Source organism: Flavobacterium sp. 1 (assembly GCF_002797935.1).
Lineage (GTDB): Bacteria > Bacteroidota > Bacteroidia > Flavobacteriales > Flavobacteriaceae > Flavobacterium.
Window position 1 is genome coordinate 1,815,669 of the sequence record NZ_PGER01000001.1, and the last position, 25,123, is coordinate 1,840,791.

Sequence of the window (25,123 nt, forward strand, 5' to 3'; positions counted from 1 at the left end):
GCATAACCCAAAAACCCTAACACCCTTGTTTTAATGGCGTTAGGGTTTTTGGCTTGATATTGGCATAGCTGTTATCAAAACAGCACTATACCATGGAAAATTCAGGTCAATTCAAATTCTTTATCGTAGACGACGATATATTTTGTGCCAATATGTACGAGCAATACTTATTAAACTTAAACTATACTGATATTACTTGTTATAATAATGGAAATGATTGCTTAAACAATCTTGATCAAAAACCAGATATTATTTTCTTAGATCATAATATGGAGGACATTACTGGTTTTGAAGTATTAAAAAAAATAAAAAGGCAAAATCCTAATATCTATGTTGTCATGATTTCGGGTCAGGAAAACATCGCAACAGTCATTGATGCTTTAAAATATGGTGCTTTTGATTATATCATAAAGGATAGTATTGTTAGTGAAAGAATGAATTTGATTATCACTAAAATCATTAAAGTAAAAGAAGATCTTAAAAAATCTAATCCTATTATCATAAGGCGATTTTTGTTCTTTTTCTAGAATTATTTTCAAATATCATATCTGTTTATGGAATATATAACTCAAGTTTTTTGAATATGTGCTTTCTTTTGTTTTCTGCTTTTTTCATTTCTTATTAAACAGTTTTGGACTTTACAGGGTTATTACAGGTCTTATTATTAATCAAATCATTATGATTTTGTTTTGGCAAAATCAATTGAAAAAAAAATCAATTTCAATCATGGAAATAATACACATAGTACTCGGAAAAGCCAATCTTGAAAGAATGAATGGCGTGAATAAAGTAGTGCATCAATTGACCTCCAAACAAACTGAATTTGGAGAAAAAGTATCAGTGTGGGGAATTACAGATGATTTACTAAATAATTATTGTGACCGCAATTATGAAACCGAATTATTTTTAAAAAAAAATAACCCTTTTGCTATATCCAAATTCTTGAAAGAGTCTATTTTGAGCAAAAAAAACAAAGCTATTTTTCATTTTCATGGCGGATGGATACCTGTTTTCTATACCCTCTCAAAATTATTGCATCAAAACAACATTCCGTTTGTTTACACTCCGCATGGCGCTTACAACGCTGTTTCTATGCAAAAAAGTTCCTTGAAAAAGAAAATATATTTTTCATTGTTTGAGAAAAAACTACTTGAAAATTCGACTAAAATTCACTGTATTGGACAAAGCGAAATAATAGGCCTAAAAAAAATATTCAAAAACAAGAAATCTATTTTACTGCCTTATGGGTATGAGAATAATACCGCCATCTCAATCGAAAAATCAAATAATCCTGAAATCATTTTTGGCTTTATCGGACGGTTGGATATTCATACCAAAGGTTTAGACACTTTATTAGAAGCATTTCAAAATTTTCAAAAAAAAGTTCCAAACTCAAAACTTTGGATTATAGGAGATAGCTCAGAAAAAGTGATTTTGGAACAACAATTAAAAGACAAAAGCTTTGCAAAAAACGTTATTTTATTTGGAAGAAAATTTGGAGAAGAAAAAAACGAACTACTCAAAAAGATAGATGTCTTTGTTCAACCTTCCCGTAATGAAGAATTACCTCTTTCGGTAATTGAAGCCGCAAGTTTTGGTAAACCTTGCATTGTAACTGATGCCACAAATATTAGCCAATTAATTACTAAAAGCCAAGCAGGAAAAACGATTTATGCCCAAAGCGGTAATTTGCTTGAAAAGGCAATGTTTGAATTATTCTCTTGCTGGAAAACTCCAAACGCGTTTATTGAAATGCAGTACAATGCTGTCAAAGTGATATGTGAAAATTACAATTGGAAACAATTAATATCCCGATTTAACATCGAACTATATCATTAAAAAATCCTTTGGTTAGGCAATCAGGTGTCTTTATCTGCTTTGAGTAAAAATGGCATTCAACTTGAAAATAATGTAAGTATTGGGGAATTTGCCTATCTGGAAAGCGATAAATGTTTCCATAAGACACTAGGGAGTAACTAAAAAAGGCGTTAAAATTAGTAAAAATTGCTGGATAGGAAGCAAAGTAACCGTTCTAGATGATGTACAAATAGGAGACGGAAGCATCATTGCTGCTGGGAGCGTGGTAAACAAATCATTTTCTGGAAACAGCATAATTCGTGGTATTCCCGCCAAACTTTTAAAAAACAGAAATCATGAGTAACAAAACTATTGTAGCCACTTGCTATGCTGTAAATCCATACAAAGGTTCTGAAGACGGAATGGGATGGAATTTTGTTTACCAAATTGCCCGATTCAATAAAGTGTATGCCATTACAAGAGAAAACAATCAAGAATCCATTGAGAAATACATGAGTCAAAACCCAGATTCTGTTTACAGCAATATTACGTTCCTTTATTTTGATTTACCGTATTGGATGCGTTTCTGGAAAAAAGGAGGTCATGGTGATATGCTTTATTATTATATGTGGCAAATAGGAATTGTACGTTTCATCAAAAACAAGAACATTCAATTTGATATTGCTCACAATGTAAACTTTCATAATGATTGGACTCCAAGCTTTTTATATAAATTAGGAAAACCAATGGTTTGGGGGCCGGTGGGTCATCATCCTATTATTCCTGAACAATATTTGAAATTCGCTTCTGTTGCATCTAAATTTAAAAACAGTTTAGCTTGGCTAGTGAAAAAATTCCTTTGGAAATGGTCTCCCAGCTTAAATAAAACCATTAAAAAGGCCAATCATATTTGGTGCATGAATAAAGGTGTTCCAAGTGTTTTAAAATTAAAAAATGAAAATTTTTCTATTTTTCCATCAGTAGCTTCGGAAGATTTTTATATCGATGCTATTCCAAAAAAGGAAAACTTCCATATTATAAGTGTTGGTCGTTTTGTGACCTTAAAGGGATTTGACTTAGCACTACACTCCTTTTCTGCATTTATTAATTCGCTTACAATATCCGAAAGAAAAATATGCAAGCTCACTCTCGTGGGATCTGGACCTGAAAAAAAATTATATAAAAAAATTATAATCCAAAACAACATTCAAGCCTATGTAGAAATTATTGAATGGATTGACCGATCTGAATTAATGAAATTATATGAAAAATCGGCAGTTTTTCTATTCCCATCCCATGAAGGAGCTGGAATGGCTGTCGCCGAAGCATTGTCTTTTGGATTACCAATCATTTGTCTAGAAAATGAAGGATCTGGACAATACATTGACAGCAGCTGCGGATTTGCAATTCCTGAATCAGATTATCTTGAGACCGTCATGGATTTAAAAAAAGCAATTCAAAAATTATATTCGAATCAAGATCTATTACATCAAATGAGTACCAATGCCCGAAAAAAATATAAAAAACGATTTACTTGGAATAGTCGAGGGGAACATTTAAAAACCATTTATAATCAATTATAGTCATGAGAATCATAGCCATCCATTTATTGAACGATTATAGCGGAAGCCCAAAAGTATTGATGCAATTACTAAAAGGCTGGTCAAAAAAAAATATAGAGACACATCTGTATACTTGTAGCGGGAGAGAAGGATTTTTACCTAATGTTGATCAAGTAAAAAACCATTTCTATTGGTATCGTTTTGCAAAAAAACCTTATTTAAGACTTTTGTTTTTAATAACGAGCCAATTTTTACTAGCTGTACAATTACTAATAAAATTACAAAAAAAAGACATTGTCTATATTAACACTATTTTCCCTTTTGGTGCTGCAATTGCGGGTAAAATAAGAGGCTGCAAAGTTATGTATCACATTCATGAAACTACAATGAAATCAAAAATTTTAAAACTATTCCTTTTTAGAATTGTAAAAATAACGGCTTCGGAAGTGGTTTATGTTTCACATTTTTCAGCAAATCAAGAACCTTTGAATGTGAAAAAAAATGTAATCTATAATATCCTTGAAAGTAGCTTTATAAAACAGTCCCGTTTGAATTTTAATACCAAAAAACAATCCAAAATAGTGTTAATGATTTGTTCATTAAAAGCCTGCAAAGGAATAAATGAATTTCTAAAATTAGCGCAGATAAATCCAATATTTACTTTTAAATTAGTTGTAAATGCCTCCCAAAATGAAATTAATGCTTATTTCGAAAAAGAAAATATCCCGAGTAATTTAATCATATATCCTACTCAAAAAGATACCCATCCCTTTTATAAAGAAGCGAGTGTGGTTCTTAATCTGTCCGATACGAATTTATGGGTGGAAACTTTTGGACTAACCATTCTTGAAGTAATGGTGTATGGATTACCTACGATTGTTCCTCCTATAGGTGGTGGTGTTATCGAACTCGTTGAAGAAGGCAAAAATGGATACCTAATAGACTGTAAGAATATAGCTCTCATTTCAGAAGAACTAAATACGCAGTTGTTAAATTCTACTTTATATTCTCAAGTGAATGAAAGTACATTAGCTTACCGCAAGTACTTTTGTGAAGACTATTTTGAAAATGAGTCAATCCGAATTCTTTCCAATTAATTCATTTTTATTCCAAAATATGGAAATTATACAAGCATGCCAATTAAACAAACTCCCAATTTTATTGGGTTTACAAAAAACAGCATGATTATTGGAATATAGATATCAAATGAAACTAATATCAATTATAACTGGTTTTTTTATTTTTTAGTTTTTATTGATGGTTAAAAAACTCCAAGAATATAAAATGACTTTAAAAAATCAGAACAGAGATAATTCCAAAAACAAATCCTAAATGTTAAGATCCGCCGAAGGCTTTACCACCCTTCGGCTTCTTTTTTGAATTTTCTTGGTCAAACTAATAAACTACTTCGGGGCAGAGCTACCGATATATTAATTGGGAAATATAATTTTAGTTTTATGAAAAACTAGGTTTCCAAACTTTCCTTTACCTAAACAGATCCAGTCACCATTGCCTGAGTCATTATTGGCAACAATATTTATTGCCTTTGTATCTTTCGCGTCAATGAAAAATCATCAAATATTTTATAGTCCTCTTTCTTATTTTGTTTTTCTTTGTTCGAATTTTAGCTTCCCTATAATAATTAAAAAAAAAAGATTTGATGGATGAAATAAAAAAACACTTTGAAAAACAGGTTTCAATTTCAGACAGGGACTGGCAATTATTTTCTTCCAAACTAGTCAGAAGGGAATTCTTAAAAAAAGATTTTATAATTAAAGCCGGAGAAAAAGAAAATTACCTTTCCTACATAGAAAAAGGCATTGTACGTTTTAGCATTCCAACAGCATTGGATGAGCTGACTTTTGGATTCGCATTTGCTGAAAATTTTGTGAGTGCCTATGATTTTTTCCTAACACAAAAACCTTCCAACTATAACCTGCAAACCATAACAGACACAATATTATGGAGCATCAGTTTTGAAGACCTCCAGCATATTTATGCAGAAACCACTGTTGGCAACACTATTGGCAGGCTGGCGAGCGAGTCTTTGTTTCTGAAAAAATCAAAAAGGGAATTATCTTTGTTAACGGAATCGGCAGGAGAACGCTATTTGAATTTGTTTACTGAACAGCCTCACTTACTAAAGCTCATACCGCTCAAATATATTGCCTCCTATATTGGCATTACGCCTCAGGCACTCAGCAGGATCAGGAAGCGAATTTCTTAACCTAAGTTCATTGTTTTGTATTGTTCAGAGTACCAACTTTGTACTGTAAAATCAACATTTATGAAACCATTATTTGTATTACTCAGCTCTTTTGTCTTATCTATCTTTGTGACAAGGATTCTAAACCATAGCTATGACCTGCGGTTATCGGCACGAATTGCCATGTTCTTGATGCTGCTCTTTACTGCCGTGGGGCATTTTATTTATGTAAAAGGCATGGCGATGATGATACCCGATATACTTCGCGCAAAAACAGAATTGGTATACCTCACAGGCATACTTGAAATCCTTTTGGGAATTGGGCTTCTAATTCCTGACATCAGCATTTACTCCGGATGGATTTTAATTGTTTTTTTGGTGCTCATACTGCCGGCTAATATCAATGCCGCTCTAAAAAACATTGACTACCAAACGGGCACTCATGAAGGAAGCGGCATCTATTATCTTTTGTTTCGAATTCCACTGCAGGCTCTTTTTATTATCTGGACATATTTGAGCTGCATTAAAATATAAAAGCATGTTTCTTTGCAACGCTTTTCAGGCAAAACAATAAAAATGTATCTACCGCTGCATGAGATTACATCTAAGACCAGGCACAGCATAAAACCCTCCGCAATTCTCTGAAAGAAAGTCGAATTGCGGAGCGCCAGGTCTATTACTTTGGATATTGCTTGAAATATGTGATTGATTGCTAAAAAATGTTTTCCAAATGAATTATGTCACCGATTAGTTTAATGTTCAAAAATTGATTCCAGAAGCTTTACAGAAAAAAAGACAATTTTAAAAAAGAGCCACCATGATTTTGACATAAATATCAGTGTTCTGATACACTCCTGTAAAATTTTGAGCTCCAGATCCATAAGCAAAAACAGGAACTGGAACAGCTGTATGGTCATTTGTACTAAAACTTCCATGAACATATCCTTTTGTTATACTGCCATCTATTAATGATAATCCGCCTGTTTCGTGATCAGCTGTTACAATTAATAGCGTTTCAGGATTTTTATCTACAAATTCCATTGCTTGTCCAACCAATTTGTCAAAATCAAGCATTTCGCGAACCACATATTCTAAATTATTTTTATGCCCGCCATAATCAATTTGTGCACCTTCGGCCATAATAAAAAATGGATTTTTTGTTTGAGAAAAAACATTCGTTGCTTTAACTAAAGATTTGGTTAAAAAATCTCCCCTTCCCTCTTTTATAGAAACGACAGCCGAATCATCTAAAACTATAATTTTATTGTTTTTAATGGTATCCAAACTACTGAATTTCTCCGAAAAGGAATACCCTTTTTCAATCAGCAATTTAGTTAAGTCTTTTCCGTCTTTCCTAGCCTTAAATTCTTTTAGTCCGCCACCTATAAGAATATCCGATGGATTGCTTAAAAAATCATAGGCTATTGGCTCACCGTAACTTCTTTCAGACTGATGTGCGTAAAAAGCGGCGGGAGTTGCATCGGTTATATTACCCGAAGAGATAATGGCTGTTTTAAAATTTTTCTTTGCTAACTGCTGTGTAATTAATTCTAAGGGTTTTCCGTTTTCATCCACACTAATAAATCTGTTATTGGTTTTATTTCCCGTTGCCATCGCTGTTGCTCCAGCAGCCGAATCGGTAATATAACTATCCAATGCTCTAGTAATTGAAAATCCTTGAGTTGGAATATTAAAGAGGCTTAATTGTCCTTTGTTGGCTGTGTAACCAGCATAAATTTGAGCTAATCCCATTCCGTCTCCAATAAGAAGAATCACATTTTTTGGTTTCTTCTTAACGAAAGCTACCACGTTTTTAGGTATATATGCTGTATGGAATTCTGTATTTTGATAAAATGCTGTTTTAATATTATTGATAAATTGTACCAGTGCCACAACATTATCCGTACCAATAAAATCAACTTTTAAATTCATCAAAGTCATCCATGTATTGACATTGTCCTGCGTGTCCCAGAATCTAATTTTTTTGTGCTGATCGTGTACTTTTTTAATTGCCGCTTGAATCTTTTGTAAATCGGCTTGTGTCAAAGTACCTTTACCATTCCATACGACAAGTTTTTTTAAATCCTCACTGATCATTTCAACGCGGGACAATTCTTCGGGCGAATAATTTTCATTAAGCCTTCCGTCAAAATAGATAAATTCCGGATATGTGGCCCAATCCTGTGGCAAAGGTCTGTTTCCTGAAATAACAATTTTTACATTTTTGCTGGAAATTATTTCCGGAAATGTTTGTAACTGCTGCACAATTTCTTTTAGGGCAGCATCGGCATCAGATTTAATGTCTATCATCAAAATTAAAGGCTTATTATCAGGATATACTTTGCCTGTCAGACTTTTTAATTTATATGAAAGCGTCTCAAGATATAATTTTTTTAGCGTATTGTGCGGCACAATCTCTTTTGGAGTATGAGCGACAAACAGCTCATTATTAATTAAAAAAACATCCGCTTCGATGACGCCAGCCTCATTAGAATATGCTCCATAAAAAGGCAGTGAGGATGCATAATCATTATGCGAATGAATATTAGAAGAATTGTATTCCTGTGCTTCTGCAAACAGGAAAAATTGGAGGCAGAAAAGGGTTATTATTTTTTTCATCGAAAATAGAAATTTATTCATTTGCAAAGCCGTAGGTAACTTTGGATAGAATTTTATTTATTGCAATTGTAGTATATAATTTGTCTTTTATCTCTTTTTACAGCTGCAGACTTGAAATAAGCCTGCAGCGTAAAAAACTAAAAAAACAACATGAAACAAACGATTACCAGCATTTTTCATTAACTTGACTTCGGCTGGCATTTTTTTATATATTATTAGTAAAAAATTTGAAGGCTGATTAGTATCTATTTAAAGAAAACTAATAGCCCTCAAATTAAATATATAATCACCTGAATTAATATCCTTGGTTTTGTATTAGATATCCAGGAGTATTAGACGCACCATCAATTGCTACCTGAGGAATTGGGAATAATCTTTTATTTACATCGGTATCCGCTTTTTCAGTCCATTTATCTTCAAAATGTCCAAAACGAATTTGGTTGGTTCTTCTTAAACCTTCCCAATAAAATTCAAAACCGTATTCTCTGTACAAAATATCTAAATTGACAGCCGGAAGAGCCGCTGGAATTGGAGCGCGTGCAGTTCTTGAGGTTCTTACTTTATTCATATCGGCTAATGCCCCTGCATTATCTCCTTTTCTTAATTTAGCTTCAGCGCGCATCATAAAAATTTCAGCATATCTAAGCAGCACCATATCAACACTGCTGAAATAATTTCCATCAGGAGAAGTATGACTGAATTGGTATTTAGATACTCTATATCCAGCAGCATGCATACTGCCTTCCTTAGTGAAATCAACTTTCAGAGTAAGATTCACATAGCCTACATTTTTGTCAGGTCCATTTCCTTTTATCTGTTTAACAGGATAAATTCTGTAACCGCCGTCGCATTTAAAAAAAGCTCCATTAGCATCTTTTCTTGGAGACCAAGGAATACCTCTAAGGATTCCTCTGTCTATTTCAAAGGTCTCGGCTTTTACACAATAATAATGATCCTGATCGTTTAATGGTGAAAATCCTGTAAGATCTTTTAAATTTGCCGGTACTTTTGCATTATTTTTGTAAAATCGGGAATCAGCATCCGCAGGATCTACATTGCCATAAGCATTAACCCATGTTTGATAAAAATCTGATGTTATAGCCGGTCCATCTGTTCCATCTGTCTCAATTGATTCAGGTCTAGCGAACATTGATCCTGGTATTGACCAATATGCCCAACGATTGTGCTCATCTTTTAAAACACCGCGCTGATCTATTGCAAAGATTAATTCTTTATTTGAATTGTTAGCATCATCAAATAAATCAAAATACTCAGGAGATAAACTGAATTTACCTGAATTTATAATATTATCTGTATACTTAATGACCTTATCCATATCAGCATCAGTAAATGTTGGTTTACCATAAGGATCACGGTAAACAGCAGCATTTAGATTCAATCTTGCAAGAAGTCCCCAAACTGCAGCCTGAGTCATTCTTCCTGGTCCTTTAGTAGTATTAATAACATCGGCTACAGACAATAACTCACTTTCGATATAAGAAACGGCATCTTGCCCTCTAAGTATTTCTGAAGTACTAGCTGATGATTCTTTTTTAAACACAAGTCCCCAGCTGTCTAATGTCTGCATGTTCAAATAAGCTCTCAGTGCTTTCATTTCATATAGTGCTCCTTTTGCTTCTGTATTTCCTCCTTCTGCAAGAGGCGTCAATACTTCAATAGCAGATAATGTTCTGGAGATATTTTTAGTAAGAGCATTCCAAGTACTTGCAACCAAGTCATTAGTAGCTGTCGTTGTATGTGCGTGTACTGCTAAATATTTACCGCCATCATACCAGTCTGTTCCTCCTCTGTAAGGCAAAATACCTTCGTCGCTGGCAATTAACTGCAAACCAAAATTGTTTGTGTGATACCATGTTGCTTTTAATTGTCCATAAGCGGGAGCAATTGCACCGCTAATTGCTTCTGCCTTTCCTGCGCCGTTTAAGGATTCATCAAGCACCTTTTCTTCTAAGTCAGTACAGCTCCAGTTAAAGAATAAACTGAATGCAAGACCTGCTACTATTATTTTATTTTTCATGTTCTGTATTTTTGATTAAAATGCTGCGTTTAAGCCAAATGAAATGGTTCTGCTTCTTGGGTAACTGAAGTAGTCAATTCCAAAAGACTGAATTTCGTTTACTGAAGTTCCTGTGTTAATTTCAGGATCATAACCATTGTATTTTGTAATTACAAATAAGTTTTGTCCAGTTATCGAAAGACGTATGTTATCCATTACATTATTCAATCCAATTAATTTTGGGCTTAAATTATAGCCCAGTGTTGCATTATTTAATCTTAAGAAACTGCCGTCTTCTAAATATCTCGTAGAAACGGTATTGGAATTAATCGTTGCTTCATTTAAATATTGTGAAGCTCTGTCAGTAGTGTTAAAAGAATTTGCTAAACTTCCTCTATTGAATGATGTCATTGCTACGTGGTTGTAAATTTTATTGCCGCCAGTACCATTAAAATTTAATCCTAAATCAAAATTCTTATATTTAAAATTCAAATAAAAGGCATATATATAATCTGGTAATGCACTTCCTGCAACAATACGGTCATCATCCTTAATCGTACCATCTGGATTTGTATCTGCAAATTGATTCCTGCCATCGGCACCAATTCCTGTAAATTCATACATATAAAAAGAACCAATAGGATGTCCGTTTAGCACACCGTTTATAGTAGCTCCTGATTGTCCGCTTCCTTGTGCCCCTCCAGTTGTTAATATTTTATAAGGAGAGTCTTCAACTTTGTTATCTGTAAATGATATATTCCCACCAATGCTATAAGAGAAATCTTTGCTTTTGTCACTGCTGTAATCTAACGCAACTTCAATACCATTGTTTTTGATCTTCATATTCGGAATGTTTGTCCAATAGGTTGATGCAGGCTGAATAGGGTCTACAGGTGCTACTTCTAATAAAATATTATCCGAAATTTTGTTAAAATAATCAACAGTACCCGATACTCTATTATTGAATAAACTAAAATCTAAACCTATATTGGTTTGTGTTGAAACCTCCCATTGAAGATTTGGATTAGCTAAACGAGTATATATTGAACCATAAGGATACCCGCCTAAATCTTTAGTCGCTGGATCTAATGGATAAGTATCATATCCACTGTTACTTTCTGTATAACTTGCTTTGGTTTTTTTAGAAGGAATCTCTTGAGAACCGGTCTGCCCCCAGCTCGCTCTTAATTTAAGATTGTTAACCGTTTCAGAGTCTTTTAAAAAATCTTCTTTCGTTATATTCCAACCCAATGCTACAGATGGAAAGTATCCATAACTGTTGTTTGAGCCAAATTTAGTAGACCCATCAGCACGGATGGTTGTTGTAAGCAGATATTTATTTTCATAGCCATAATTTAATCTTCCGAAAAAAGACTGAAGTTCATTTTCTGTAGCAGATGATGATTTGGTTGTAAGCTCAGTTGCTGCTCCTATTTGATTTTTTGGTTCTACACCATTATCCGGAAACCCCTTAAAGCTATAATTCTTTTGATTTAATTGGATATTCTGGTATGAATGACCTGCTAAAACTGTAAAACTATGAACTTTAACATTAAAATTATAGGTTAATGTGTTTTCGTACAAAACATTATTATTCGTAGTGATAATATTGTTCAAAGTACTTACGGTAGTGTTAGTTGCCGATGTATATGGCAAAACCTGTATATCTCTTTCAGACATAGAATAATCAACACCAAGATTAAATTTATAAGTTAATCCTTTTATGAATTCATAAGATGGTGCAATATTCGCTAAAATACGATTGTTATTCGTTTCATCAGAATAAATTCTCTGACTGATTATAGGATTCAAAATATCATTACTCAAATTAACATTTGGTTGGCCATTAACATAAACTGCATCAGTCGGATTCATAGTCAGCATGTTACCCACTATAGTTCTGGCATCTGGTCTTGAATTTTCAAGTTTTGAGGCTGTCATATTAAAAGCAACATTAAACTTATCGTTCAGTGCTTTTTGACTTAAATTTAAACGTCCTGAATAACGTTTTAAATCACTATTACTCAAAATACCCTGCTGATTATCTATACCAACTGATGCTGCATACGTTGATTTATCTGTTCCTCCGCTCATCGATAAATTAACGTTTTGTGAAACACCTGTTCTGGTCAATTCATCCTGCCAGTCTGTATTTGCTCCGCCATCTTTCAGACTTCCATTTACCGCAGTAACTTGTTTTCTAAATTCATCAGCACTAAAGACATCGACTTTACTGGCCATTGTTGAAAGTCCTGTAGTCATAGAAAGGTTTATTTTAGCCTGCCCTTTTGCTCCCTTTTTAGTTGTTATTACCACCACGCCATTTGCAGCTCTCGAACCGTAAATAGCAGAAGCTGATGCATCTTTAAGTACTTCAATACTTTCAATATCCTGTGGATTAATAAAATTTAGGGGATTTGAAGCAACACCATTACTAGAATTGTCAAGGGCAAATCCGTCTACCACATAAAGAGGTGTTGTTCCTGAACGCAAACTTCCAACTCCTCGAATAATAATATCTTGTGAAGCTCCCGGTTCCCCGCTTGAGGCTGTCACATTAACACCGGCAACTTTACCTTGAATCAGTTGTCCAGCATTGGCCACCACCCCTTTGTTAAAATTTTCACTTTTTACCGAAGAGATAGCTCCGGTTACATCAGATCTTTTTTGGAAACCATAACCTACCACTACTACTTCATTTAAAGTACTAACTTCTTCAGTTAGCGCAACAGTCAATTTTTGAGTGTCCGAATAAGGAACTTCTTTTGTTTTAAATCCTAAATAAGAAAAAACTAAAACACCCCCATTTTGCTGTACTGTAATTTTAAAATTACCGTCAAAATCTGTTGTAACAGATCCTTTTGGCTCTCCTTTTACATAAACAGAAACACCAGACAATGGTGTTTTTTCGGTATCAGAAACCACAGCTCCTGATACTGAGACCTGCGAGTAGGAATATGACATACATCCTAAGGCAAGAATTAACAATGCATAAATTTTTTTCATTTAAATACTTTTTTATGTTTCGTCAAAAGTATTTTAAGCGCCTTGCTAAATGGGGTAATTTTGATTCATAAAAGAGGATTTTAGATTCAAATTAGGATAAAATTAACGGCAAAAAAGGGGGGTTTTGTTCCCTAACATTGAACTAACTTTATGTAAACACAGGGCTAACAAAATTCTTAAGAGAATGCTTTATATTCTTTAGGACTTTTTCCAAAATATTTCTTGAAAGATCGCCCAAAATACTTTGGGTCATTATAACCACACTCAAAACTGATCTCAGAAACATTTAATTTCTTAGTCCTTAATAGTATCTCCGCCTTTTGTAATCTAAAAGAGGTTATTACATCTGAAGGAGATTGGTTTAATGTTTCTTTAAATATACGATAGCATTTTACCCTCGAAATTCCCAAATGCTCTACAAGTGTTTCCACATTAAAAGATGAGTCCTGAAGCTCCTTTTTTATCATTTCCAAAGCTTGTTTAACCAGCTTGTCATTATTAGTTATCAAAGGATCATCCTCTGTTAAAATTTCAAATATTTTTTGCTGCATTTTATTCTCCTGCTGCGTTTCTTTATTTTTATCAATCAGTGAGGCTATCTTTTTTGAAATAAACGAAGCACTGGCAGGTAATTGAATTAGAGTTTCTATTCCAAGCTCTAATAATTGTTCATGCAGCTCATAATTAATATCTTCAGATATATAAATCATGGGCATTTTCAGACCTGAATTTTTTCTATTAGAATTTAAAAAATAAACCAGCTCTTTTGAGAATGTTGCCTGGTAAAATACCAAGGCAGAAAAGTTTATCTGTTTTATAGCGGAGTTTAAATTAGCCACTGAATTCTCAAAAAGCAAGTGATAATTACTACTCTCCAATACCTGATTTGCGGCAGTATAATCCGATTGATCGCTAAAAACTAAAAACAATTCTTTATCCGAAGATAATTGATCCTGACTGTTAAAATGCTTCCACGAAATTGTTTCTTTCATTTTTAAATTTTCGGAAGCAAATTCTAAAGGAATTTGTAAAGTACTTTTAAATTTCCCATCCGAATTATCAAAAAATTCCCCTTTTAAGTCTTCCAATAATACATGCAGCGCTTTTAAATAGGGACTGTAATGTAAAATATTGTACCAATTATTTTTTAAGATTATGCTATCAGAAACTACAGTGACTTTTAAAAAATTATTTTCATACCCAATTTCGATATTTAAGGTACTGTCTGTTTCAGAATATTTACTTATATCATTGAAAAAATACTGCAGTAATAACTTTAATCGCAATACATCTATGGATACAAAATTAGGCGAATTGTCAATTTCACAATTTAAGTTAACCTGATTGCGCTGCAGCTCTTTTTTTAATTTTTGAATACTATTCTTTAAAATAGGAAAAAGATTAATTGCTGATTTTTTTACAGAGCCAATATCTTTAACATAACTCAAATAATTCCATCCCGAAATAAGATCGGCCAGTTTACCTGATTGGAAAAGTAAATCCCGCTCTGCTTCGTTGTCTTTTTTATGTGAATTTGAGATTTTAATAATCTTAGCAATTGGATCTTGAAATTCTGCCAGCATAAATGCTCTGAATTTTTCTATTTCAAAATTTTCGTTCTTAAGATCGCTGTGAAGCCTTAAAAGTTTTTCTTTCTGCTCTAGTATTTTTTTGTTCTTTTCATCCAGTTTTTCATTAATTGCCTGCAAATCTTTTTTCTGACTTTCAATAACTGCAGTCCTGGCCTGTATTTTTGCCACAAGATATTTTTGCTGCGCTGCAGCAGTTTTATTTTTAATATAAATCAACAGCATACAGCTAATTAGAATAATAACTGATAATAAAATATAAAACAGAACAGTCTCATAAAATGCTTTACTAATATGGAGAGTAAAAAAAACTGGCTGAGCAATCCCATTTTTACCTTGTTTTATAAAAAATTGGTAATCCCCAGAAGATAAATTGGCATATTCTATTTTTCTGATATCCTGCAATAAAATCCAATTTTTATCTCTTCCTTCTAATTTATAATAAATTTCACATTTACTTTCTTTAGGAAATACAATAGGCGTTATTTCAATTTCTAATTCATTATTAGTGAAACTTTTTTCTATTGCAGCTAAATAATTTTCGTTGCCATCGACAGTTAATTTGATTTTTTCAGTAGAATTATTGGAGTGAATATTGTTCGGATTGAAATAATTAAGTCCATTTACCCCACCAAAAAATAAAAGCCCTTTATTATCCTTATAGTAGGCTCCTTCTGAAAATTCTGGTGCCTGCCATCCATGATTTGGATTATAAGACGTGATTTTAAAAGTTCTTTTATCAATAGATGCAATTCCTTTAGTGGTACTAATCCAAACCTTATCTCCGTTATCGATAAGACCATAAACCATATGACTTGGAAGACCATCAGACTCAGCAATATTTTTAACCAATCCCTTTTTTTTATTAAAAATACTGACACCGCCTAAGGAAGCAATCCAATAATTATCAGTAGTCTTATCAATCAGGACTGAATAAACACTATTACCTAAAATACCTTGCTGTTTTGAAATTTGGTTTACAACGTTAGTGTCTAAATTAAAGACAATAACGCCATTATTTTCAGTGGCTAAAATTAAATTCTGCTTGTCTTTTTTAACGCACCTAATGTGGTATTTATTCAGTGCTTTTTGCCCTTTAAAACTCTCGAATTTTTCAGTTGCCAAATTATATTTAGCCAAACCGCCCCAACAGCCTATCCAAAGCTGTTTATTTTCATCTTCATAAATAGAATATGATCTGTTATTGGGCAGTTCTTTGATGTTTTCCGCCTCGTAACAAGTATGTTTTGTACCGGAAATATGTATTATTCCTTTATACGTTCCCACCCAGATTGTTCCGTCACTCGCTGTAAACAAACTCCTGACTCTTTCCCAATCCGGATTTAAAACTGCTTCATTTATTACATACTTTTCGTAACAATGCCTTTTTACATTGTACCGATAGAGTCCATTTGTGTAATAACCCAGCCACGTTTTTCCATCAGCATCTTTAGTAATGGCTCTAATGGTCTCTGTTGGTAAATGCGGCTCTTTTATAGGATGTGGCACTATTGTATTTATTCTTTCTGAACCTGCATAAGCCATACTCAAACCGCCGTCTTTTTGCCCTAACCAAATGTTCCCGAAAGCATCTTCGTGGAGCGTTTCTATTTCGTTACTGTTAAATGAATAAGGTAAATATAAATCAGATGTCAAATGCTGAATACTTTTAGTAATATCATTAGCGATAATATACAGTCCATTTTTTCGGGTAGCATACCAAATATTCCCTGCTTTATCCTTTAAAACGTCATTGATAATAAGTTCAGGATATTTTTTTAACAAGATGCTTTTTAAACTTTTAGCATCATTTTTTTTTATGGAATTGTAAGGTATCTCCAAAAAAGCACCTCCTTTAAATTCATAGTAAGCTGTACTTGTTTGTACTACGATATTTCCCTTTTGAGAAAATTGAAAGTTTTTTGGAATGCTATTGAACTTGAATTTTACGAATTCACCGTTTCCTATATATCTGTTTACATCGCCTTCTTTAGTAATGAGCCAGATAAAGCCGGCATTATCCTTTGTTAGTTTCGTGATATAGTTACTTGAGATTGCTTTGGGATCCTCAAAATTGTGCTTAAAAATTTTAAAATTATAGCCATCATAATAATTCAGTCCATCCCAGGTAGCAATCCAAAGCCCTCCGTTTTTGTCGTTTTCAATATCAATTACCGAATTATTCGATAATCCCTGATTCGTGGTAAAATTCTCAAACTTTATTTGTTGTCCAAATAACTGTACTGTAATAAAACATAGTACAAATAACCTTATAACCATTTATTTGTTTTTTAACCAGCAAGGATACAATCACAAGTTTAGCTGAACATAAATTGTGTGTTAAGTTTTGAAACTGGTATCAATTAGTTCCAAAAAGTCTTGATGAAAAACATTAAAAATGAATTAAAAAAGAAAACTAAATCCTTTGTTCAATTTAGATGAAAGACCATTTCCATTTTTTTTGAAAGAATATCTTATTTTATAGAGCCACTGTGACAATTGTTACAAACTATCATTTTTCATCATTCTAAATTTGCTTCATAATTAAGAAAACCAATTATGAAGAAAATCAATTTTATACTACTGGGAATTATAGCAATAACCCATTTGGGATATAGTCAAGATACAATAGCGATTTCTAAAAAGGATATTTGGATGAAAGCAGAAGACAAGAACCTGCAAATCAAAATGGCGAATCAAAACTTCAAATCGGCTCAGGCTGATTATCGCCAATCAAATTCGTTGTTCTTACCAAATATCTCGGCTTCACACACTTCTATGGCAACCACCAATCCATTGATGGCTTTTGGTTTCAAATTGAATCAGGGAATTTTAACTCCTTCGGACTTTGATCCTGCAAAACTGAATAATCCGTCACAAACCCAAAATTTTGCGACACGAATTGATGTTTTGCAACCGCTTATCAACGTTGATGGATTGTATGGACGACAAGCTGCCAAATCCAAAATGGATGCCTATCAATTGCAAACCGAAAGAACCAAAGAATATTTGGAACTCGAAATCAACAAGGCTTTTATGCAGTTGCAAATGAGTTACAAAGCCGTAAAAGTAATTGAAAAAGCAAATGCCACGGCTGAAGCCAATTTGAAATTGATTCAGAATTATTTCAATCAGGGAATTTTGCAAAAAACCGATTTACTGTCGATGCAAGTGCGCGTCAATGAAGTTCAAAATCAATTGCAGTATGCCAAAAGCAATGTGCAAAACGCTTCGGATTATTTGGCTTTTCTATTAGATGAAGGTACTGCGAACAAAGTGTACAAACCAATTGAAGAATTGGACAATTCAATAGTGATTGATGCTTTCAACACTTCCTTATTGGATAATCGAAAAGACATTCAAGCGATGAATAAAACAACCGAATCCTATGGCAAAATGCTACAATCGAGTAAAATGAATTTCTTGCCGAGATTGAACGCTTTTGGAAGTTACGAAATGTATGCCCAAGAACTTTTTGGATCTAATTCTAATGGATATGTAGTGGGGGTACAATTGTCTTGGAATGCTTTTGACGGGTATAAATCAATTGGTAAGATGGAAAAAGCCAAAGCTGATTTTCAAAAATCGGAAATAGAGACCCAACAATACAAAGCGCAAAGCCAAATGGAATTAAGCAAAGCCAACAGACAACTTAGAGATGCCGAAAATAAAGTGAATTTAGAAAAACTGGCCTTGGAACAATCCAAAGAAGCCTACCGAATAAGAAGCAATCGCTTTACGCAAGGGCTAGAAAAAACAACGGATTTATTGCTCACAGAAACACAGATGTATCAAAAAGAACTTGAGTATTTACAAGCCGTTTTTGAATACAATTACACACAGGAATACTTGCAGTTTTTGACGAAGTAGCATTCAGATTTCCTGCAAGGTTTTTAAAACCTTGTAGGTATAAAAAGCAGTATAGATAACATACCTACAAGGTCAAAAAAAGACCTTGCAGGATTTAAAGAAAACCATTAAAAAAACAGAAATGAAAAAGATATTTATCCCAATAATGACAATTGCTCTAGCTTTTTTAACTTCCTGCAACGGAGAAAAGAAAGAATCTCTAACTAAAGAACCTGCCATCGTAGTAAAAGTAAGCCGTGCGTCCGAAAACAACAATGGTCAATTTGTAACGGCAAGCGGTAAAATTGAAGCCGAAAACTCAGCCAATTTAAGCACTCGAATAATGGGTTATGTAACCAAAATCCACGTTCAAGTGGGGCAAAAAGTAAATGCGGGACAATTGTTAGTAAGCATCAACAACACCGATTTGCAAGCCAAAAAAGCACAAGTGGATGCCAGTATTATACAAGCTACCGCAGGTTACAACAATGCAAAAAAAGATTACGACCGTTTTGTGAATTTGTTCAAACAGCAAAGTGCTTCGCAAAAAGAATTGGATGATATGACTGCCCGCTATGAAATGGCAAAAGCAGGTTTGGAAGGCGCCAAACAAATGCGCAACGAAGTGATGGCACAATTTTCATACTCTAATATCACGGCTCCTTTTGGGGGCTTGGTGACCAATACTTTTGTAAAAGAAGGCGATATGGCCAATCCGGGAATGCCGTTAGTAAGTGTGGAAGGCGCTTCGAGATTGCAAGTCACGGCTATGGTTTCCGAAAATGACATTAGTGCTATCAAAAAAGGAATGGCTGTAAAAGTACTGGTGAAATCGTCTAACGAAAACCTGAACGGAAAAGTAAATGAAGTGAGTCTATCTGCAAAAAATACAGGAGGTCAATATTTGGTTAAAATCAATTTGGACAAAACCGATTCTTCAGTTTTATCAGGAATGTTCGTAAATGTTCAGTTTCCTGTTTCCAATGCCATACACCCGAGCGATAGCGAACAGGCGAAGCAAACAAAAACAAACGAAAAAGTTTTGGTTCCCGAAAGCGCTTTGGTGCAACAAGGGCAGTTAACCGGAATTTATACTATCGGGACTGGAAATACAGCCATACTAAGATGGCTGCGCATTGGTAAAAACTTCGGCAATCAAGTAGAAGTTTTGTCTGGTTTATCGACAAATGAACAATATATCCTTTCAGCTAACGGGAAATTGTATAATGGAGCTTTGGTTAGTGTTCAGTAGTCGGATAGCAGGTTGCAGTAAACTAAATAGTGTTCAAAGAAATAATGTTAATTCCGCGTGAGGGATAGTAGTGGAAATCCTTTTTATTAATAAATCCCTATAGGGTTTATGGATAAAAAGATTGAAACGGATAGCCCGACCCGACCTTTTTCGGGAGGGTCACGCCCAAATAAATAAAAGAAATTATGCAAGAAGGAATTTCAGGTAAAATAGCCCATTTTTTCATCAATTCGAAGTTAACGATACTGTTGATGGTGGCTTTGATGATTATAGGAGTGTACAGTTCGTTTCTGATCCCGAGGGAGGAAGAACCGCAAATAAATGTTCCGATGGCCGACGTAATGGTGGGTTATCCAGGGGCAAGTCCAACAGAAGTGGAAAGCCGTGTGGCAAAACCTTTAGAAAAAATCATTTCGAATATCAAAGGTGTCGAGCACGTGTACACAACGGCTTTGAACGGTCAAGCTATTTTGATTGTTCAGTTCTATGTTGGTCAAGATGTAGAGCGTTCCTACGTGAAATTGTATGACGAGTTGGCGAAACACGAAGATATGTTTCCGAAAGGCGTTTATAAACCCATCGTAAAAACCCGTTCGATTGACGATGTGCCAATGTTGGGATTAACGCTTTGGAGCGAAACCCAAGATGATTTTCAATTGCGCCAAATTGCCGAAGAAGTGACTTCAGAAATTGAGAAAGTGAAAGACGTAGCGATTACCAAAGAAATTGGCGGTCGAAATCGTGAGTTGAAAGTAATTTTAGACAAAGATAAAATGGCCGAAAATGGTGTGGATGCTTTGGGAGTTATGCAAATGATTCAGGCCAATAACGGCAGTTCACAATCGGGTAGTTTTGTCAATAACGACAAAGAATATTTAGTTACCACGGGACAATTTTTATCGAATGCCGAAGATATAGAAAACTTGGTAGTGGGTATTAATAAAAACCTGCCGGTGTATTTAAAACAAGTGGCCAAAGTGCAAGACGGCCCCTCAACAGCCAAAAGTTATGTGTCGTTTGGGTATGGCAAAGCCAATGAAAAATTCAAATCCGCCAAATCCGAATATCCTGCTGTGACTATTTCTGTTGGAAAAGTGAAAGGTGCGGATGCGATGAAAATATCAGCAAAAATTATTGCCAAAGTAGAACAATTAAAAAAGAGTTTAATTCCAAACGATGTACACGTTGAAGTAACCCGTAACTATGGTGAAACCGCTTCGCACAAAGTAGGCGAATTGTTGTTGCACTTAGGCATTGCGATTATTGCCGTTACGATTTTGGTGATTCTGGCAATGGGCTGGAGAGGCGGATTGGTCGTGTTTTTCTCCGTTCCGTTGACGTTTGCCTTGACTCTTTTTGCCTATTATTTATTGGGTTATACGTTGAACAGAATCACGCTTTTTGCCTTGGTTTTCGTGGTGGGAATTGTCGTTGATGATAGTATTATTATTGCCGAGAATATGCACCGTCATTTCAAAATGAAGCGGCTGCCATTCAAACAAGCGGCAATTTATGCTATTAACGAAGTAGGAAATCCAACAATTTTGGCAACGTTTACCGTAATTGCGGCAATATTACCAATGGCTTTCGTATCGGGATTGATGGGACCTTATATGAGCCCAATGCCGATTGGGGCTTCGATTGCGATGATTTTATCTTTGTTTGTAGCTTTGACTGTTACACCTTATTTGGGGTATCATTTGCTGCAGGAGAAAGAGGAACAAGAACACAAACAGGAAGCAGGAATGGAAACCAGTTGGGTGTATAAAATCTATAACAAATTGGAACGACCTTTATTGGAAAGCAGTTCTAAAAGAAAAATTCTCTTATTGATAACGGTTGTTTTATTAGTTGGTTCGGTAACGATGTTTTTTACCAAATCGGTAGTGGTAAAAATGTTGCCTTTCGATAACAAAAATGAATTCCAAGTGGTAATTGATATGCCCGAAGGAACGACATTGGAACGTACTGCGGCCGTGACCAAAGAAATTGCACAATATCTTTCGACCAAGCCAGAAGTGGTGAATTACCAGAATTACATAGGTACTTCGGCTCCGATAACTTTCAACGGTTTGGTGCGTCATTATGATTTGCGCGGTGGCAGTAATATGGCCGACATACAAGTAAATTTATTGCATAAAGAAGACCGTGATTTACAAAGTCACGACATCGCCAAGGAAATGCGTCCTGAGATTCAGAAAATTGCTAAGAAATATGGTGCGAATGTAAAAATTATAGAAGTTCCACCAGGACCACCAGTTTTATCGACTTTGGTTGCAGAAATTTATGGTCCTAATTATAAAGATCAAATAAAAGTAGCGAATCAGGTAAGAACGATTTTGCAAAACAATCCAGATGTAGTTGACATAGATTGGACGGTAGAAGACAACCAAACGGAATACAAACTGAAAATCGACAAAGAAAAAGCAATGTTGAACGGTATTGCACCTCAACAAGTGGTAGGTAATCTGACATATTTATTGAAAGAATATCCAATTTCGAATTTGTATGATGAAAATTCCAATGATAATGTAGGCATCGTTCTTTCGCTTGACGACAAAGACAAAACAAGTTTGCAGGACATTGAGAACCTAAAAATTAAAGGAATTCAGGAAAATATGATTCCGGTGGGCGATTTGGTAAAAGCAGAAATGGATACGTTACAAAAAACCATTTACCGAAAAGATCAAAAACGCGTGGTTTATGTAACTGCAGATATGGCTGGAGCGCTGGAAAGTCCTGTGTATGCCATTTTGGGAATGAATGAAAAACTAGCCAAAATGCAATTACCAAAAGGATATAAAGTCAACGAACTCTATATGGAACAACCAACAGACGAAAGTGATTTTACCGTAAAATGGGATGGCGAATGGCAAATTACCTTGGAAGTTTTCCGTGATTTGGGAGTGGCGTTCATGGTGGTTATCGTAATTATTTATATGCTGATTGTGGGCTGGTTCCAAAACTTCAAAACGCCTATGGTGATGATGTTAGCCATTCCGCTTTCGCTAATAGGAATTGTGTTTGGCCATTGGTTGCTCAATGCTTATTTTACGGCGACTTCATTTATCGGAATGATTGCATTAGCTGGAGTAATGGTCAGGAACTCGGTATTGCTTATTGATTTTATCGAAATCCGACTGAACGAAGGCGTACCCTTGAAACAAGCCATTATTGAGGCTGGTGCGGTACGTACTACGCCAATTTTGTTAACCACAGGTGCTGTAGTTATTGGAGCTTCCATTATTTTGTTTGATCCTATCTTTCAAGGTTTGGCGATTTCATTGGTATTTGGAGCCATTGTTTCTACAGTGTTAACCTTGCTGGTAGTGCCTTTGATATATTACATCACCGAAAGAAAAAAATGGGAATCCTCCCCCAACCCTTCCGAAAAAGGGGAAATAGAAACTCCTAATAAATAAAAAATAGTTTCAAGTTTAAGGTTTCAAGTATTAGAAACCTTAAACTTGAAAACTCATAAACCTTTAAACATAAAACAATGAAATTACTACTCATAACCGCAGTCAAAGAATTTGAAAATCAAATCAAACAATTACTCAAAAAAGCAACCGTTCAATCCTTTTCCTATCAAGAAGTAAAAGGTCTTAAAAATAGTTCTGGTGAAGCAATTGAATCCAATTGGTTTGGCAGTGAAATAAACGAAACAGACTCCGTTCTTTTTTATGCTTTTACAGCAAAAGAAAAAGTGGAGAATTTATTTGAATTGGTAGCTGATTTTAACAAAGAACAAGAATCTTTATCGCACATTCATATTGCCGTTCTTACCATCGAAAAATCAAATTAATCTAACATAAAAGAAAATGAAAAATAGAATCGTAAGAGGTATTGCAGGTACCTTCATCTTATCCAGTTTACTATTATCCATCTATTTCAATCAAAATTGGTTGTGGTTTACGGCCTTTGTAGGTGCCAATTTATTACAATCATCTATAACCAAATGGTGTTTGATGGATCAAATCTTGGACAAATTGGGAGTGAAAGACTAAAACAGCCATATTATTTCATGTTTTAAAATAACAAAAAAGAAATAAAATGAGAAAAAAAGCTGTCAGAGCATTAGTTAAATCAATTTATAATTGTAAAAAGCATAAAAAATTATTGTCTTTTATTAAAATAAATTTGTAAAAAAACTGTTTTCCACCATTCTTATTCGTAATTTTGCGAACTAATTAAAAATAAAGAATGCAAAATACAAAAACAGATTATTTTACAAAAGAGCAAGAACAAACAGCCCGTTTTGCAAAAGCATTAGGACATCCCGTAAGAATAGCCATTTTGCAATTACTTAATTCTCAATCTTGCTGCTATCATGGAGATATGGCGGAGGAGCTGCCTATTGCTAAATCAACCTTATCACAACACCTAAATGAACTTAAAGATGCCGGTCTGATTCAAGGAACCATTACACCTCCTACTGTAAAGTATTGTATTAATCGTGAGAATTGGATAATTGCAAAAACATTAATAGACGACTTACTTAGGTAAAAAAATTTGACTACATAATTCGTAGTTCTACGAATACCGAATAACTAAGAGTTAAACACGACTTTCAAAATTAAAATAGCATATCATGAGTAAAACAATTAAAGTATTAGGACCAGGTTGTCCAAAATGTAAAACAACATTTCATAATGTTGAAGAAGCAGTGAAGCAATTAGGCATTGAAGCAGAAATAATCAAAATTGAAGACATCGAAGAAATGATGAAATACAATGTGCTAACTACTCCTGTGTTACTGGTGGATGAAGTTATAAAAGTAAAGGGCAGAATTGCTCAAATAGATGAAATTAAAGAATTCTTAAAATAACAATGGAAAATCAGACATTAGTAAAAGAAATTTGCACAACAACAACGCAAGAATGGGTAGCAAACGGAGCATTGTTAGTAGATGTGCGGGAGACAGAGGAAGTAGCGGAACTGTCTTATGATGTCCCTAATATAATGCATATTCCACTAACACAATTTGAAGAACGTTTCTCGGAAATTCCAAAAGATAAAGAAGTTGTTATGGTTTGTAAAAGTGGTGGCAGAAGTCTAAGAGCTGCAGGGGTTTTAATAAATCACGGTTATGATAAAGTAGTAAATATGCAGCACGGAATGATTCGTTGGGCGCAGAAAGGATTTCCAACTAAAGGCAATACAGCATCAGTTTTAGGAAATACGCAAGACAGTGGATGTTGCGGTAAATGCTGTTAATCTAAAATA

19 protein-coding genes are annotated in these 25,123 nt (G+C 34.4%); 15 read left to right on the forward strand and 4 right to left on the reverse strand.

What is annotated here, in order from left to right; all coding sequences use genetic code 11:
* Positions 1-92: 92 nt before the first annotated feature.
* The 7 genes from CLU83_RS07355 (at position 93) to CLU83_RS07385 (ending at position 6,099) form a co-directional block, all read left to right on the forward strand.
* Positions 93-527 carry a response regulator gene (locus CLU83_RS07355; RefSeq protein WP_100431007.1) on the forward strand — a complete coding sequence of 145 codons (435 nt, stop codon included), beginning with the start codon at positions 93-95 and terminating at the stop codon, positions 525-527.
* A gap of 199 nt (positions 528-726) precedes the next feature.
* Positions 727-1,839 (forward strand): glycosyltransferase family 4 protein, encoded by a 1,113-nt coding sequence (locus CLU83_RS07360; protein ID WP_157802026.1) that lies wholly within the window; start codon positions 727-729, stop codon positions 1,837-1,839.
* A 172-nt stretch (positions 1,840-2,011) separates the two neighbouring features.
* Positions 2,012-2,161 carry a hypothetical protein gene (locus CLU83_RS22805; RefSeq protein WP_369828798.1) on the forward strand — a complete coding sequence of 50 codons (150 nt, stop codon included), beginning with the start codon at positions 2,012-2,014 and terminating at the stop codon, positions 2,159-2,161.
* Positions 2,154-3,380 (forward strand): glycosyltransferase family 4 protein, encoded by a 1,227-nt coding sequence (locus tag CLU83_RS07370; RefSeq protein WP_100431010.1) that lies wholly within the window; start codon positions 2,154-2,156, stop codon positions 3,378-3,380. The genes CLU83_RS22805 and CLU83_RS07370 overlap by 8 nt, the downstream gene beginning before the upstream one ends.
* 2 nt (positions 3,381-3,382) lie before the next feature.
* Positions 3,383-4,456: a glycosyltransferase family 4 protein gene (locus CLU83_RS07375; protein ID WP_100431011.1), complete on the forward strand. Its 1,074-nt coding sequence runs from the start codon at positions 3,383-3,385 to the stop codon at positions 4,454-4,456.
* A 563-nt stretch (positions 4,457-5,019) separates the two neighbouring features.
* A complete protein-coding gene (locus CLU83_RS07380; RefSeq protein WP_100431012.1) occupies positions 5,020-5,586 on the forward strand; it encodes a Crp/Fnr family transcriptional regulator in 567 nt (188 codons plus the stop codon).
* 108 nt (positions 5,587-5,694) lie between these two features.
* Positions 5,695-6,099 (forward strand): hypothetical protein, encoded by a 405-nt coding sequence (locus CLU83_RS07385; protein ID WP_369828756.1) that lies wholly within the window; start codon positions 5,695-5,697, stop codon positions 6,097-6,099.
* A 267-nt stretch (positions 6,100-6,366) separates the two neighbouring features.
* On the opposite strand, the gene CLU83_RS07390 is transcribed toward CLU83_RS07385, so the two are convergent.
* The 4 genes from CLU83_RS07390 to CLU83_RS07405 form a co-directional block, all read right to left on the reverse strand.
* Entirely contained in the window at positions 6,367-8,184 is a 1,818-nt protein-coding gene (locus tag CLU83_RS07390) for an alkaline phosphatase (RefSeq protein ID WP_100431014.1), read from the reverse strand.
* Positions 8,185-8,479: 295 nt separating this feature from the next.
* Positions 8,480-10,222, reverse strand: a complete 1,743-nt coding sequence (locus CLU83_RS07395; protein ID WP_100431015.1) for a RagB/SusD family nutrient uptake outer membrane protein — start codon at positions 10,220-10,222, stop codon at positions 8,480-8,482.
* A 15-nt stretch (positions 10,223-10,237) separates the two neighbouring features.
* Positions 10,238-13,207, reverse strand: a complete 2,970-nt coding sequence (locus CLU83_RS07400) for a TonB-dependent receptor (protein WP_100431016.1) — start codon at positions 13,205-13,207, stop codon at positions 10,238-10,240.
* Positions 13,208-13,383: 176 nt separating this feature from the next.
* On the reverse strand, positions 13,384-17,076 hold the full coding sequence (locus CLU83_RS07405; protein ID WP_100431017.1) for a two-component regulator propeller domain-containing protein: 3,693 nt from the start codon (positions 17,074-17,076) through the stop codon (positions 13,384-13,386).
* Between the two features lie 279 nt (positions 17,077-17,355).
* Between CLU83_RS07405 and CLU83_RS07410 the strand changes: the two genes are divergently transcribed.
* The 8 genes from CLU83_RS07410 (at position 17,356) to CLU83_RS07445 (ending at position 25,114) form a co-directional block, all read left to right on the forward strand.
* The gene (locus tag CLU83_RS07410; protein WP_100431018.1) at positions 17,356-18,666 is read left to right on the forward strand and encodes a TolC family protein; all 1,311 of its coding nucleotides are present in this window, start codon (positions 17,356-17,358) and stop codon (positions 18,664-18,666) included.
* A 121-nt stretch (positions 18,667-18,787) separates the two neighbouring features.
* Complete coding sequence (locus CLU83_RS07415) at positions 18,788-19,897, forward strand: efflux RND transporter periplasmic adaptor subunit (RefSeq protein ID WP_100431019.1); 1,110 nt, start codon at positions 18,788-18,790, stop codon at positions 19,895-19,897.
* A 185-nt stretch (positions 19,898-20,082) separates the two neighbouring features.
* Complete coding sequence (locus tag CLU83_RS07420) at positions 20,083-23,319, forward strand: efflux RND transporter permease subunit (protein ID WP_100431020.1); 3,237 nt, start codon at positions 20,083-20,085, stop codon at positions 23,317-23,319.
* Between the two features lie 77 nt (positions 23,320-23,396).
* Positions 23,397-23,702 (forward strand): hypothetical protein, encoded by a 306-nt coding sequence (locus CLU83_RS07425; RefSeq protein WP_100431021.1) that lies wholly within the window; start codon positions 23,397-23,399, stop codon positions 23,700-23,702.
* Positions 23,703-23,718: 16 nt separating this feature from the next.
* Positions 23,719-23,904, forward strand: a complete 186-nt coding sequence (locus CLU83_RS07430) for a DUF2892 domain-containing protein (protein ID WP_100431022.1) — start codon at positions 23,719-23,721, stop codon at positions 23,902-23,904.
* 196 nt (positions 23,905-24,100) lie between these two features.
* On the forward strand, positions 24,101-24,403 hold the full coding sequence (locus tag CLU83_RS07435) for a helix-turn-helix transcriptional regulator (RefSeq protein WP_100431023.1): 303 nt from the start codon (positions 24,101-24,103) through the stop codon (positions 24,401-24,403).
* An 85-nt stretch (positions 24,404-24,488) separates the two neighbouring features.
* A complete protein-coding gene (locus CLU83_RS07440; protein WP_100431024.1) occupies positions 24,489-24,725 on the forward strand; it encodes a thioredoxin family protein in 237 nt (78 codons plus the stop codon).
* Between the two features lie 2 nt (positions 24,726-24,727).
* Positions 24,728-25,114, forward strand: coding sequence for a rhodanese-like domain-containing protein (locus tag CLU83_RS07445; RefSeq protein ID WP_100431025.1), 387 nt, complete (start codon positions 24,728-24,730; stop codon positions 25,112-25,114).
* Positions 25,115-25,123 lie beyond the last annotated feature (9 nt).

Bases quoted from the DNA above. Each gene is read 5' to 3' on its own strand.
- CLU83_RS07355 (WP_100431007.1), top strand. From the start codon at position 93: ATGGAAAATTCAGGTCAATTCAAATTCTTTATCGTAGACGACGATATA.
- CLU83_RS07360 (WP_157802026.1), top strand. From the start codon at position 727: ATGGAAATAATACACATAGTACTCGGAAAAGCCAATCTTGAAAGAATG.
- CLU83_RS07370 (WP_100431010.1), top strand. From the start codon at position 2,154: ATGAGTAACAAAACTATTGTAGCCACTTGCTATGCTGTAAATCCATAC.
- CLU83_RS07375 (WP_100431011.1), top strand. From the start codon at position 3,383: ATGAGAATCATAGCCATCCATTTATTGAACGATTATAGCGGAAGCCCA.
- CLU83_RS07380 (WP_100431012.1), top strand. From the start codon at position 5,020: ATGGATGAAATAAAAAAACACTTTGAAAAACAGGTTTCAATTTCAGAC.
- CLU83_RS07390 (WP_100431014.1), bottom strand. From the start codon at position 8,184: ATGAAAAAAATAATAACCCTTTTCTGCCTCCAATTTTTCCTGTTTGCA.
- CLU83_RS07395 (WP_100431015.1), bottom strand. From the start codon at position 10,222: ATGAAAAATAAAATAATAGTAGCAGGTCTTGCATTCAGTTTATTCTTT.
- CLU83_RS07400 (WP_100431016.1), bottom strand. From the start codon at position 13,207: ATGAAAAAAATTTATGCATTGTTAATTCTTGCCTTAGGATGTATGTCA.
- CLU83_RS07405 (WP_100431017.1), bottom strand. From the start codon at position 17,076: ATGGTTATAAGGTTATTTGTACTATGTTTTATTACAGTACAGTTATTT.
- CLU83_RS07410 (WP_100431018.1), top strand. From the start codon at position 17,356: ATGAAGAAAATCAATTTTATACTACTGGGAATTATAGCAATAACCCAT.
- CLU83_RS07415 (WP_100431019.1), top strand. From the start codon at position 18,788: ATGAAAAAGATATTTATCCCAATAATGACAATTGCTCTAGCTTTTTTA.
- CLU83_RS07420 (WP_100431020.1), top strand. From the start codon at position 20,083: ATGCAAGAAGGAATTTCAGGTAAAATAGCCCATTTTTTCATCAATTCG.
- CLU83_RS07425 (WP_100431021.1), top strand. From the start codon at position 23,397: ATGAAATTACTACTCATAACCGCAGTCAAAGAATTTGAAAATCAAATC.
- CLU83_RS07430 (WP_100431022.1), top strand. From the start codon at position 23,719: ATGAAAAATAGAATCGTAAGAGGTATTGCAGGTACCTTCATCTTATCC.
- CLU83_RS07435 (WP_100431023.1), top strand. From the start codon at position 24,101: ATGCAAAATACAAAAACAGATTATTTTACAAAAGAGCAAGAACAAACA.
- CLU83_RS07440 (WP_100431024.1), top strand. From the start codon at position 24,489: ATGAGTAAAACAATTAAAGTATTAGGACCAGGTTGTCCAAAATGTAAA.
- CLU83_RS07445 (WP_100431025.1), top strand. From the start codon at position 24,728: ATGGAAAATCAGACATTAGTAAAAGAAATTTGCACAACAACAACGCAA.